The sequence below is a fragment of the Pseudoalteromonas sp. SR44-8 genome (assembly GCF_014163635.1).
Lineage (GTDB): Bacteria > Pseudomonadota > Gammaproteobacteria > Enterobacterales > Alteromonadaceae > Pseudoalteromonas > Pseudoalteromonas rhizosphaerae.
Window position 1 is genome coordinate 23,208 of sequence record NZ_JACJDS010000028.1, and the last position, 12,098, is coordinate 35,305.

A 12,098-nucleotide genomic window follows, 5' to 3' on the forward strand; every position below is an offset into this window, starting at 1 on the left:
TGGTCAGTAACTTAACACGATTGGTATAACGACACAGGAATAGCTCATTTAGGTGAGCTTTTTTATTTATTTTCATTTATTTTTATCTTTTCCAAACTATCTGCTTCACTCTATCGACTAACCTCATAAGTAAAATAACTAAGCATCGAGAATCGTGTTTTTTCAATCAATAGAAACATTAATCGCCAAAGCACAACAAGGAAATAAGCGCGCCTGGCTTAAGCTGGTTAAGCAGCATGAAAGCCAAGTTTATAACTATTGTTTGCGGATGCTAAGTAACCCAGATGATGCCATGGACTTAATGCAAGAGGTGTTTATTTCGGTGTATAAAAGTCTGCCGAACTTTCGTGGTGAGTCGAGTTTTAATACTTGGGTATTTCAAATTGTGCATCGGCGTAGCGTTGAATACTACCGCCGTCGCAAGCATTATCAGAGCTTAGATGATGTGCCAGAACAGGCCTGTGAACACAGTGAATTAGAAGGCAATAGTGTAGCTCAGGCCCAGCATCAGCAATTAAAAAGTATGTTGAATAAGTTACCGTGGGAGCAGCGTTTAGTGGTGGAGTTGAAATTTTTCCAGCATTGCACCTTTGAAGAGATTGCTGAGCAATTAGATATTTCAACTAATACTGCTAAGTCGCGGTTATACAGTGCATTAGGAAAATTAAAAGTTCATTTGGAGGCCGTAGATGGCTAGTTTAGAGTCGCTTTTTGAGCAATGGTTAGATGGTAAAGTTTTGAGCGATAAACAATTGCAGCAGCTCGAAAATGATCCCGAATATGCAGCGTTGATGAGCCAAGCGCAAGTATGGCAACAGCATAGCCGTGACTATAAGGCTGTACCTGTACCAATCTGGGATCGCCAATCAACAATATCGCAGTTCTCTGCTGTGCGTGTGTTTAGCGTCGCTGGAGCGTGGGCTGTTGCAGCATCAGTATTGGTTTGTTCGTTAATCTTTTTAGTTATACCGCAATCAGATGCGCAGGGGTTACTTGCACAAGTAACGAAACAAACACATTTATTGCAGTCTCAACAAAAGCAAATTGACCAAATGCAAAGAATTATTACTGCGCAAAATCAATTGCAACAACAGCAGATGTATCAATTAGCAAAAGAGGCCATTGCAACAGGACGAGTTGAACGCCAAGAAGATATTGCCAGTTTAATCACTTACATCAAAACCCAGCGAGCTCAAGATCAAGCGTATCTACGGATGCAATTAAATGATTTAGCCGAACAAGTACAAGAGCAGCCAACAGCCGCGATTGCGAAAAATTAGGAGTATAGAGCATGAATAAAAAACTTATCAGCAGCGCCATAATGGCCATACTTGGGTGCTTAAGTGCTAATGTATCTGCGCAAGACCCTGCGGAGTTGGCATCAATACAGCGTGAAGTAGCAATAATGGAAAACATTTTAAGCAGCGCGTTAAAGCAAGATACCAATAAAAGGATCCGTGCGATTCAAGCCAACTATTTTGTTAAGCAGGGAGTGGTATTTGAGCTGGACGTAAGAGGCTCTAGCCGCTGGCAGACTATTTTTAGTAACGCACCTAATGCGCCGTTACCACCGCTGCCTGAAATTGATTTTGCTAATATGGATATTGAAATTATCAGTGATCAAGTAGAGTTTATTACCGAAGATGTTGTTGAATCATCACGAGAAGCTTATCAACAAGCGATGGAACTAATGCGTGAAGGCGCAGAACAAGTGCGCGAAATTGCAGAGCAAGAGCGTGATGTGGGCCGAAAGTTGCGGGATTTAGAGCGTGAAAAGCGCGATTTAGAGTTTGCCAGCCGCCATGATAATAGCGCCGAAGAGAAACAGCTTGAACAACGCAAAAAAGCGTTAGAAAAAGATATCGCGAAGCTGGAAAAACAACAAACTACACTCACTAAACAGCAGCAACAGCTACGCCAAAATATTAATGCAAAGCATGCAGAGCGTGAGCAACAACAAGCCGCAGAGCAACAACAGTTACTGGAGCAAGTAAGTACAAGTATCAGTCTTACGTTATGTGATTACGGTAGTGGTTTACGTAGTTTGCCAAACGACGAGCATGTGAGTTTTGTTCTTAAAGGGCTCGGCGATAAAAATACGAGTTTAATAAAAGTATTTAATAAATCAGATATTAAAAAGTGTGTCGCCGGCGATATCAAAGCCAGCGAACTGACTAAAAAAGCTATTAGCTACCAATTTTAATTAGCCGAGCTGATATTAACTCAGCTCAATTAATAACTTATCCCTGACCAACAAGCAGCCGTATTATAAAGGCTGCTTTTCGTTATGCCCTTCATATTCAAACTGTTTATTGAATGGCGTAATATCTGGTAAAAATAACAAATAAACCCACACCACTAAGTTAAAGTAGGGGATCAAACCTAAGCAGGTAAAAGTTACAACCGGGTAACCTTTGATACTGGCATATCGATAGCATTGGTAAGTTATCCCTAAGTTTACCGCTAATAGTAACACTATTAATTGCATCATAATTCACTCCATAAATTGACAATGATACTAATAACAACATGTTAGTTTGTAAGTGGCATGTTGCTATGATTTAACGATGTCATGTGAAATTTCGATTATCATCATAATCACAAGACATTTATCGCCCGATGAGCAAAGTATAGATGAGTTATCACAAGATGGAAGTAAAAAAATGCGTAGATTTGTATGAAAAGTTCGCTATTTTAGCTAGGTGGTTGTTCGTAAAAAGTTTTGTTTTGATAAATTTTTTGTAACTGATGTTTGATTTTTTCTACGGGCACCGGGCGTGAAATAAAGTAGCCTTGGCCATAATCAACACCTATTTCTTTTAGTGCTAAAAAGATCTCTTCATTTTCAACATATTCAGCAACTGAACGCTTATTGAGCGAGCGACTAATATCGTTTATTGCTTTAACTAACGCCAAGTCGATTGGATCATTAAGCATATCGCGAACAAACGAACCGTCTATTTTTACGTGTTGAGCTGGCAGTTGCTTAAGATAATTAAAGGTGCTAAAGCCAGTGCCAAAGTCATCAATTGAGAAATGACAGCCCAAGCGATTGAGCTTTTCGATCATCGCACGAGTGGCAGTTAAATTATTGATACTGGCGGACTCGGTGATCTCAAAAATAACCCGGGTAGGGCTGATATCGCACTTTTCAAGGGTCGATTCGATATGCGGTAATAGGCGTTCATCTAAAAACGATTGCGCAGATAGGTTTATTGCAACTTGATTTAGCTCAGGGTTAGCGGCAATGGCAGAAATTGCATTGCTGATCACACATTGATCCATTAAGTAAGTGTCGTTCAATAATTCAAGTGACGGAATAAATTGGTTTGGATAAACCAGTTCACCGTCGAGTTTTAAGCGTAACAGTGCTTCAAAATAAGCGACACCACCATGTTTAAAGTCCCAAATAGGCTGGTAATGTAATTCAATTTGGTTTTGTTGCAATGCTTGGCGAATGCTGTGTCCCCACTCTAATCCAGCTTGCAAGGTGTTATGGCTGGCATCTTCTTTAGAGTAACAATGAACCAAATTACGGCCTAAGCTTTTAGCAACGTACAAGGCAATATCAGCTTGTTTTAAGCATTCACTCGGATCATGGTTCGCTGCTGTTATTTGCGTTAAGCCAATTGAGCAGCTAATTGAATAAACTTGTTCTTCAGATTTAAACTGATGACCTTCAATAGCCATGCAAATACTTTCAGCTATCAAGTGTGCATCAAGCAGATTCATATTATTTAAGATCACCGCAAATTCATCACCACCAATGCGACACACTAAGTGTTCATCACTGATATTGGCGTTAAATAGTTGCGCAACTTCTTTAAGAACTATATCGCCTTGTTGATGGCCTTTACTGTCATTAATTATTTTAAAATGATCGAGGTCAATATAAATTAAAGCGTGCTCTATGTCGCCATTAGTGCGTTGCGGCTGGCAAATTCGATTGAGTTGTTGATCAAAATAATAGCGGTTATGTAAGCCGGTTAAGGTGTCATGTAGTGCTAAATGGCGCAGCTGTAATTCAGCTTGTTTGCGCTCATGAATATTATCTATTGTGGCGGTGATCGTGGCAGCATTACTGCTGTTTTTGATTAGTTGTAAGCGGCACTCAACCCAAATAGCTTGACCATCTTTATGAATAATTTGCACTTCAACCTGCTGTTGCAAGGCACCGCCATGCAAAATACTGCTAATTGTTTGCAGTAGTTTATTTTTGCAATCATTGATACAAAAGTCAGAGAGTGCTTTGCTCAAGGTTTGTTTTATGCCAAACCCACTGAGTGCTTCCCACGCAGGGTTGATAAAACGAATGCGGCCTTGTTCATCAAATTCAAGCACCACAGTATTAAGATGTAATAGTATCCGCTGATGGGCTGAAAATAGCTCCTTATAGCGGCTTTGACTTTGACTTAGCTGTTCTACTTTTTGTGCAAACTCTGCATAACTGACCATAAAATCTTCACGGCGCGCAGCATGGTCGCATACTTTACTTAACAAGGTTTGTTCATATGGTGCACGAATAAAATCAGTGACCCCTGAAAGCAATAGTTGTTCAGCATGATCGGCATCTTTCGTGTCTATAATGGTTACAATGGCTTGTTTTGGGTTGTGTTGTAAAATCTCTTCAACTAATTGACTGGCAGCTCCTGCGTGTGCTGCGGTTGCATCAAGTAACACAATGGCAAACTTTTGCTGCAAATAGATTGATAATGCTTGTTTATTACTAGAAACATGGGTGCAGGCAAAGTTTAGCTGTAATTGTTGCGCTATTTCAGCTGCTTTGTCACTGTCGGTTTCGAGCAGCAACAAGTCTAAACGACTACTTTTTTCTAAATGCGTTGATAACACATTTGCCAGTACCTGTGGCAGCATATCTTGGCGTTCAAATGGCAATACTGCATCTATGCCATAACTGCGTGCTGTCGTTTCGGCTATTCGCTCACAATAGATAGGCGGAGTTAGTACAATTGGTGTATTTTTTGGGGTTTTTAATAACCCTGAACGGATCATCCGAGAAAATCGCCAACCATCTATTTTACCAACATTAAGACCGGTAATAATGACATCGACCGCTTGAGATTTAAGAATTTCGAGGGCTTGCTGGCTATCGGCTACTTCAAGGAAAGTAAATACATTGAGCCGATTTAAGGTTGACTTAACAGCCTGACGCTCAGCGACACTGGCGTTTAAGATCAGCAAAGTTAGCTGCTTAGCCATTTATGTCACACCTCTTATAAACCTAGATCTAATTAAGTTGAGTAGAATAATGCCATTTGTCTCGAACCACAAGAGAACATTCCATTGTATTTTAATTAAAGCCGTTGGTTGAGCTAATAGCGCGATGCAGTTAAACTTGGCGCGACTTTTTTGATCTGGATATATCCTATGCGCGTGGCTGATTTTAGCTTTGACTTACCTGATGAATTAATTGCTCGTTTTCCTAAACAGGATCGAACCAGCAGTCGCTTATTAACCTTAGATGGCCCAAGTGGCGCTGTAGAACATAAAATATTTAGCGATATTATTGATTTAGTAAATGAAAATGACTTGTTGGTATTTAACAATACCAAAGTGATCCCTGCTCGTATGTATGGCCAAAAAGCGTCAGGTGGCAAAGTTGAAGTCTTAGTAGAGCGAGTGCTTGATGAGCACCGCGTGCTGGCTCATGTACGCGCCAGTAAATCACCAAAACCAGGTACAGAACTTATTCTCGAAGGTAAAGCGCAGGCGACTATGGTGGGTCGTCATGGCGAATTGTTTGAACTAGAGTTTAGCGATAGTCAAAATGTACTGGAAATTTTAAACGATATTGGCCATATGCCACTGCCACCTTATATTGACCGTCCAGATACTGACGAAGACCGCAAACGCTATCAAACAGTTTACGGTGAAAAACCTGGCGCGGTTGCAGCGCCAACTGCTGGCCTACATTTTGACGATACGCTCATGGCAGCAATAAAAGCTAAGGGCGTAAACATGGCATTTGTTACTCTGCATGTTGGCGCGGGCACATTTCAGCCGGTACGCGTAGACTCGGTTGATGATCATATAATGCACTCCGAATACATTGAAGTGCCTGATGATGTTGTTGCAGCAGTCGCTGCAACCAAAGCTAACGGCGGCAGAGTGATTGCGGTAGGCACAACTTCGGTACGTTCATTGGAATCAGCAGCTAAGATACATGGCGGCCAATTAGCCAGTTACTTTGGTGACACCGATATTTTTATTTACCCAGGTTATCAATTTAACGTAGTTGATGCCATGGTCACTAATTTTCACTTGTCAGAATCGACATTGATCATGTTGGTTAGTGCATTTGCTGGGCAAGATAATATTATGAGTGCATATCAAACTGCAATTGCACAAAAATACCGCTTTTTTAGCTACGGCGATGCGATGTTTTTAACCCGTAAATAGTTTTTTCTATAAAAGCACTTAAAGCCCAGCCTTGCGTTGGGCTTTTTAGTTTTGATTTTTGCACTTTTAATTTCAGCTTTGAGCCCAATTAATAGTAATGGTTTTACAAAAAGGGTAGAATCGAGCGGTTAAATTATAGCTTGTTGGACTGTTTTTCTGACATTTGAGGATGATATGAAGTTTGAATTAGACCGTACAGACGGTAAAGCCCGCCGCGGCCGCTTGATTTTTGATAGAGGCGTAGTCGAAACGCCAGCATTTATGCCAGTAGGTACTTACGGTACTGTCAAAGGTATGACCCCAGATGAAGTCAAAGACACTGGTGCGCATATTTGCCTAGGTAACACCTTCCATTTAATGCTTCGCCCTGGTACTGAAATCATCAAGCAGCATGGTGGATTACATGGTTTTATGAATTGGGATAAACCAATTTTAACCGACTCAGGCGGTTTTCAAGTGTTTAGCTTAGGCGCAATGCGTAAAATTACCGAAGAAGGTGTATTGTTTAGCTCGCCTGTTAACGGTGAAAAAATTATGCTTTCACCAGAAAAAGCCATGCAAGTGCAGCGTGATTTAGGTTCAGACATCGTAATGATTTTTGACGAATGTACGCCTTATCCTGCCACCGAAAAAGAAGCTAAAGATTCAATGGAGTTATCACTTCGTTGGGCTAAGCGTTCAAAAGAAGGTCACGGTGACAATCCATCAGCTTTATTTGGTATTATCCAAGGTGGTATGTATCCGGAGTTGCGTGCTCAGTCACAACAAGGTCTTGAAGAAATTGGTTTTGATGGCTACGCACTCGGTGGTTTATCGGTCGGTGAGCCAAAAAATGAGATGATTAACATTCTTGATCACTGTGCTTATAAAATGCCAGAGAACAAACCCCGTTACCTTATGGGTGTAGGTAAACCTGAAGACTTAGTTGAAGCCGTTCGTCGCGGTATCGATATGTTTGACTGTGTAATGCCAACTCGTAATGCGCGTAATGGTCATTTATTTATAACCGGTGGCATTGTGAAAATTCGTAATGCTGTGCACAAAACAGATACCGGCCCACTTGATCCTGAGTGTGATTGCCATACTTGTAAGAATTATTCGCGCGCGTACCTACATCATCTTGATAAATGTAACGAAATTTTAGGTGCACGACTAAACACAATTCATAACTTACGTTACTATCAGCGCGTTATGGAAGGTTTACGTAATGCGATCGGTGACGGTAAGTTAGATGAATTCGTAAATGATTTTTATGCACGCCGCGGCCAAGAAGTGCCAGAGCTTGCAGATACCACAAATTAAATTTAAAAATTAAAGAGGAAGTGTTATGAGTTTATTTATTTCAAACGCCCACGCAAGTGCGGCAGGTGCAGCGCCAGCCGGTGGTGGTTATGAGATGTTGATCATGCTAGCTATCTTTGGCTTAGTATTTTACTTCTTGATTTACCGTCCACAAGCTAAGCGTGTAAAAGAACATAAAGCGCTGATGAATGCGATGGCAAAAGGCGATGAAGTTCTTACTCAAGGTGGTTTAGTGGGTAAAATCGCTAAAATCTCTGACGATAAAGATTTCATTGTTATTTCACTTAACGATCAAGCTGAAGTAACTGTACAAAAATCAGCAGTGTCAGCAGTATTGCCTAAAGGCACAATGAAGTCGCTATAATAATAATAAGGACGCCCACGTGTTAAACAAGTTTCCATTATGGAAGTATTTACTTGTTCTAGCTGTGATTGCGGTAGGTCTTTTATATGCCTCTCCTAATTTGTATGGTCGTGATCCGGCCATACAAATTTCAGGTACTAAAGGAACTGATGCAGATCTAGCTGTAGTAGACAAAGTAAATGCGACCCTCAAAGAGCACAATGTTACCGTAAAATCAGTTAAGTTCGAAAACGGTCAAGTGTTGATCCGCTTTAAAAATGTTGAAGAGCAGCTTAAAGCGCAAGATTTATTGCGTGATTCATTGAGCGACGATTACATCTCAGCCATTAACATGGCCCCGGCGCAACCTCATTGGTTAAAAGCCCTTGGCGGCAATCCAATGAAATTGGGCTTGGATTTAAGTGGCGGTGTTCACTTTACGATGGAAATTGATATGGTGACAGCGGTTGATAACGCGCTGGAACAAATGGATCAAGACTATAAAAGTGATTTACGTGAAGAAAAACTACGCTATCGCACGGTACGTCGTGTAGCTGGTACTGAACGTATTCGTGTGGAGATGCGCAGCGCAGAAGATAAAGATGCGGCAGAGCGTTTTTTACAGTCACGCTACCCATTACACAACTACATTGATGATAGCTCTAACGATAACGCGTTTTATGCCACCATCAGCGAGCAAAAACTCAAAGAAATTCGTGACTATGCTATCAAGCAAAACGAAACCATTATCCGTAACCGTATTAACCAAATCGGTGTTGCTGAGCCTAACGTACAACGTCAAGGTGCAGAGCGTATTATTGTGCAGCTACCAGGTGTTCAAGATACTGCGCGTGCGAAAGAGATTTTGGGTGCTACAGCAACCCTTGAGTTTCGTGAAGTAGACGAAAATGCCGATCCAACGGCAGCAGCGCAAGGGCGTATTCCGCCTGGTACTGAAATGATCATGAGCCGTGATGGCTACCCAGTGGTACTTAAAAAACGCATTATTCTCGAAGGTAGTCACATTACTGGTGCGCAATCGGGTGCCGATGAATACCAACGTCCGCAAGTAAGTATTAGCCTTGATAGCAAAGGCGGCGCGAAAATGAATGCTTTCACTAAGCGTGCTATTGGCAAGCGTATGGCGACGGTATTTATAGAGTATAAGCCTTCTGGTAAAACAGACGAAAACGGTAAAGCGCTACCACCAATTAAGGTGGAAGAAGTGATCAACGTTGCAACTATACAAGCGCGTCTTGATCGTTCGTTTCGCATCACCGGCATTGATAACCCTGCAGAAGCACATAACTTAAGTTTATTACTACGTGCTGGAGCACTTGTTGCGCCAATTCAAATTGTTGAAGAGCGCACGGTAGGGCCAAGCTTAGGTCAAGAAAATATCGAAGCAGGTATGACAGCGGTTGCTTTAGGTTTCTTGTTTGTACTGATCTTTATGTTAGTTTATTACAAAGGTTTTGGCTTAGTCGCTAATATTGCCTTAGCAGCTAACTTAGTATTGATTGTGGGTGTTATGTCGTTGATCCCAGGCGCTGCACTAACACTGCCAGGTATTGCTGGTATCGTACTAACGGTAGGTATGGCAGTTGATGCCAACGTACTAATATTTGAGCGTATTCGCGAAGAGCTGGCCGATGGACGTAGTCCGCAACAGGCTGTTCATCATGGTTATGATAGTGCTTTTAGTACAATTTTTGATGCCAATATTACCACCTTAATTGCTGCGATTATCTTGTTCGCAGTGGGTACAGGCCCAATTGCTGGTTTCGCAGTGACACTTGCGATAGGTATTATCACCTCAATGTTTACAGCCATTGTTGGTACCCGTGCGGTAATCAACTTATGTATTGGTGGTAAGCGCATTGATAAGCTGTCAATTTAAGGAGCAGATATGCAAATTTTAAAATTAGGCGGCAGAACTTTAGGGTTTATGTCGCTGCGCAAAGTTGCTATGAGCATCTCAACGCTACTTATTTTGGCATCGTTCGCATCGTTCTTCGTTAAAGGTTTAAACTTTGGCTTAGATTTTACGGGCGGTACTGCTGTAGAAGTCGGTTTTGCACAACCAGCAGACTTAAAGAAAGTACGTTCAGTGTTAGCTGAAAATGGTTTTGCAGATGCATCAGTACAATTATTTGGTTCAAGCCAAGAGATATTGGTTCGCTTAGCACCGCGAGGTGATGATGTTAAAGCCGAAGTAATTGGTAACCAAGTAATTGATGCACTTAAAAAAGCCGATGATAGCGTAGTAATGCGTCGAATTGAGTTTGTTGGCCCAAGTGTAGGTGAAGACTTAAAAGAGCAGGGTGGCCTTGCCATGTTAACTGCGCTTATTTGTATCTTGATCTATGTGGCATTTCGCTTTGAGTGGCGTTTTGCGGTAGGCGCGGTGTCGGCACTTTTACACGATGTAATCATTACTTTAGGTTTGTTTTCAGTATTAGGGTTAGAGTTCGACTTAACCATATTGGCGGCAATACTGGCGGTAATAGGTTACTCTCTTAATGATACTATCGTTGTATCTGACCGTATTCGTGAGAACTTCCGCAAAGTGCGTATCGACGATACTGTTGAGATAATTGATATTTCATTAACGCAAACACTTAACCGTACTCTAGTAACTTCAATTACCACTATTTTAGTATTAATCGCCTTGTTTGCTTGGGGTGGTCAAACTATTCATGGTTTTGCTACAGCGCTGTTATTTGGTGTGTTTATTGGTACTTACTCTTCGATTTATGTTGCTAGTGCCGTTGCGCTTGCAATGGGCGTAAGTAAAGAAGACTTAATACCAGAAGTTATCGAAAAAGAAGGCGCAGATTTAGACGCTATGCCATAGGTATGATTCTAATTTTACGTTTAAAAAACCGCTCATTGAGCGGTTTTTTGCTTTTAGGTATTGATGCCGCGCAAGCTGTATTAGGGATCAGATTATAGGTGTCAGATTTCAGGTAGAGCTAGTCTCCAGCCTTCAATCTCTTGCATTTCACTTTTGTGTGTAGCGAAGCGCCTCTGTGCGCTCGTGAGCATAAAATTGCGCGAGGTAAACTCTAGCCTACGGGTTGGCATCGGTGTTTTAATATGCGTAGGCGCGACTTTATGCCTAGTAAGTTGTATTGAGGGGTTAGATTTCAGGTGGAGCTAGTCTCAGTCTTTAACCTAATGCCTTTCACTTCTTTGTGTAGCCTAGCGACTCGGTGTTCTCTGTGGTGAAATTTATTTTTAAGATAGAATACAGAGCAGATTTTTCGTGGCTGAAGCCAACTCCTACGAGTGAAGAGTCGGCCTTAAACTTACCACTTAAAGCTATACAGCTTAACTTCCTTATTGCTCAGCCTGGTTGGGCTTCGCTTAGCCCAGCCACAATGAAAAATGTAATTATTTATTAATTTTTGACTACTCGAAATTTTCCATTGTCTTCATTAAATTAAATGGCTTATTTAATTTTTCTAAGCTAGAAAATTGTTCACGTATATCTTCAGGCAAAATAAAGTAATCAGCTTTAGTTCGCTCAAAAGTTAAAGGGATTGCCATAATTAATTGGTTGTACTTATCAAGCATGGTTTTATCGCTATCTTTTAAGGCCTGCAATTTTGCTGAAAGCAATGTGAAACGCTGTAACTCATCATGTGTGCATAAATCTTGCGTCTTTGCATAATGATAAGATAAAACACTACTAAGCACATTCCAGTCATCTGAAATATGTTTAACGTCATCTGGAGTTATAACTATTACTGTTTGCTGACATTTTTCAAGTTTCGTATCATATGCTTTTATTGAATTATGGTATTCGATAGTTAAGTAATTAGTGATGTTTGGGCTCTGTGATATGGCAGATGCAGGGTAAAAGCAGCATAATAAGGGCAGTATATAGCTAGTTTTCATAAATTCTCACAAGTCCGTTTTAGAGAAGAGCAGAGTAGCAAACTAAGACAACTCTTTGCACCCGTTTATTGTAATTACCTTTGTAGGTTAAGCTTCAGCCTGAAAAATGTGATGGGATGAATCCCGACTT

11 protein-coding genes are annotated in these 12,098 nt (G+C 41.0%); 8 read left to right on the forward strand and 3 right to left on the reverse strand.

Going from position 1 to position 12,098, the window contains the following annotated elements:
* Positions 1–154: 154 nt before the first annotated feature.
* The 3 genes from H5183_RS14545 to H5183_RS14555 are packed head-to-tail and all read left to right on the forward strand — an operon-like array spanning position 155 to position 2,203.
* Positions 155–697: an RNA polymerase sigma factor gene (locus H5183_RS14545; RefSeq protein ID WP_182719203.1), complete on the forward strand. Its 543-nt coding sequence runs from the start codon at positions 155–157 to the stop codon at positions 695–697.
* Positions 690–1,280: a hypothetical protein gene (locus H5183_RS14550; protein ID WP_145238235.1), complete on the forward strand. Its 591-nt coding sequence runs from the start codon at positions 690–692 to the stop codon at positions 1,278–1,280. Before H5183_RS14545 ends, H5183_RS14550 begins: the two co-directional genes overlap by 8 nt.
* Positions 1,281–1,291: 11 nt before the next feature.
* On the forward strand, positions 1,292–2,203 hold the full coding sequence (locus H5183_RS14555) for a hypothetical protein (protein ID WP_182732011.1): 912 nt from the start codon (positions 1,292–1,294) through the stop codon (positions 2,201–2,203).
* Positions 2,204–2,266: 63 nt separating this feature from the next.
* On the opposite strand, the gene H5183_RS14560 is transcribed toward H5183_RS14555, so the two are convergent.
* Both H5183_RS14560 and H5183_RS14565 read right to left on the reverse strand, forming a co-directional pair.
* The gene (locus H5183_RS14560) at positions 2,267–2,491 is read right to left on the reverse strand and encodes a hypothetical protein (protein WP_145238241.1); all 225 of its coding nucleotides are present in this window, start codon (positions 2,489–2,491) and stop codon (positions 2,267–2,269) included.
* Positions 2,492–2,694: 203 nt separating this feature from the next.
* On the reverse strand, positions 2,695–5,220 hold the full coding sequence (locus H5183_RS14565; RefSeq protein ID WP_182732012.1) for an EAL domain-containing protein: 2,526 nt from the start codon (positions 5,218–5,220) through the stop codon (positions 2,695–2,697).
* Positions 5,221–5,388: 168 nt separating this feature from the next.
* Between H5183_RS14565 and queA the strand changes: the two genes are divergently transcribed.
* The 5 genes from queA to secF all read left to right on the forward strand — a co-directional run bounded on the left by queA (position 5,389) and on the right by secF (position 10,922).
* A complete protein-coding gene (gene queA, locus H5183_RS14570) occupies positions 5,389–6,420 on the forward strand; it encodes a tRNA preQ1(34) S-adenosylmethionine ribosyltransferase-isomerase QueA (protein WP_145238247.1) in 1,032 nt (343 codons plus the stop codon).
* Between the two features lie 174 nt (positions 6,421–6,594).
* On the forward strand, positions 6,595–7,722 hold the full coding sequence (gene tgt / locus H5183_RS14575) for a tRNA guanosine(34) transglycosylase Tgt (protein ID WP_145238250.1): 1,128 nt from the start codon (positions 6,595–6,597) through the stop codon (positions 7,720–7,722).
* A 25-nt stretch (positions 7,723–7,747) separates the two neighbouring features.
* Complete coding sequence (gene yajC, locus H5183_RS14580) at positions 7,748–8,086, forward strand: preprotein translocase subunit YajC (RefSeq protein WP_182732013.1); 339 nt, start codon at positions 7,748–7,750, stop codon at positions 8,084–8,086.
* Positions 8,087–8,105: 19 nt separating this feature from the next.
* Positions 8,106–9,965 carry a protein translocase subunit SecD gene (secD, locus tag H5183_RS14585; RefSeq protein WP_145238253.1) on the forward strand — a complete coding sequence of 620 codons (1,860 nt, stop codon included), beginning with the start codon at positions 8,106–8,108 and terminating at the stop codon, positions 9,963–9,965.
* A gap of 9 nt (positions 9,966–9,974) precedes the next feature.
* Positions 9,975–10,922: a protein translocase subunit SecF gene (secF, locus tag H5183_RS14590; RefSeq protein ID WP_145238256.1), complete on the forward strand. Its 948-nt coding sequence runs from the start codon at positions 9,975–9,977 to the stop codon at positions 10,920–10,922.
* Positions 10,923–11,479: 557 nt separating this feature from the next.
* Here the strand turns inward: secF and H5183_RS14595 are convergent.
* Positions 11,480–11,968 (reverse strand): hypothetical protein, encoded by a 489-nt coding sequence (locus tag H5183_RS14595; RefSeq protein ID WP_259397322.1) that lies wholly within the window; start codon positions 11,966–11,968, stop codon positions 11,480–11,482.
* Positions 11,969–12,098 lie beyond the last annotated feature (130 nt).

What these genes read in the sequence shown, in the direction of transcription:
- queA (WP_145238247.1), top strand. Translation starts at nt 5,389, where the DNA reads ATGCGCGTGGCTGATTTTAGCTTTGACTTACCTGATGAATTAATTGCT.
- H5183_RS14565 (WP_182732012.1), bottom strand. Translation starts at nt 5,220, where the DNA reads ATGGCTAAGCAGCTAACTTTGCTGATCTTAAACGCCAGTGTCGCTGAG.
- yajC (WP_182732013.1), top strand. Translation starts at nt 7,748, where the DNA reads ATGAGTTTATTTATTTCAAACGCCCACGCAAGTGCGGCAGGTGCAGCG.
- tgt (WP_145238250.1), top strand. Translation starts at nt 6,595, where the DNA reads ATGAAGTTTGAATTAGACCGTACAGACGGTAAAGCCCGCCGCGGCCGC.
- H5183_RS14595 (WP_259397322.1), bottom strand. Translation starts at nt 11,968, where the DNA reads ATGAAAACTAGCTATATACTGCCCTTATTATGCTGCTTTTACCCTGCA.
- H5183_RS14560 (WP_145238241.1), bottom strand. Translation starts at nt 2,491, where the DNA reads ATGATGCAATTAATAGTGTTACTATTAGCGGTAAACTTAGGGATAACT.
- H5183_RS14555 (WP_182732011.1), top strand. Translation starts at nt 1,292, where the DNA reads ATGAATAAAAAACTTATCAGCAGCGCCATAATGGCCATACTTGGGTGC.
- secF (WP_145238256.1), top strand. Translation starts at nt 9,975, where the DNA reads ATGCAAATTTTAAAATTAGGCGGCAGAACTTTAGGGTTTATGTCGCTG.
- H5183_RS14550 (WP_145238235.1), top strand. Translation starts at nt 690, where the DNA reads ATGGCTAGTTTAGAGTCGCTTTTTGAGCAATGGTTAGATGGTAAAGTT.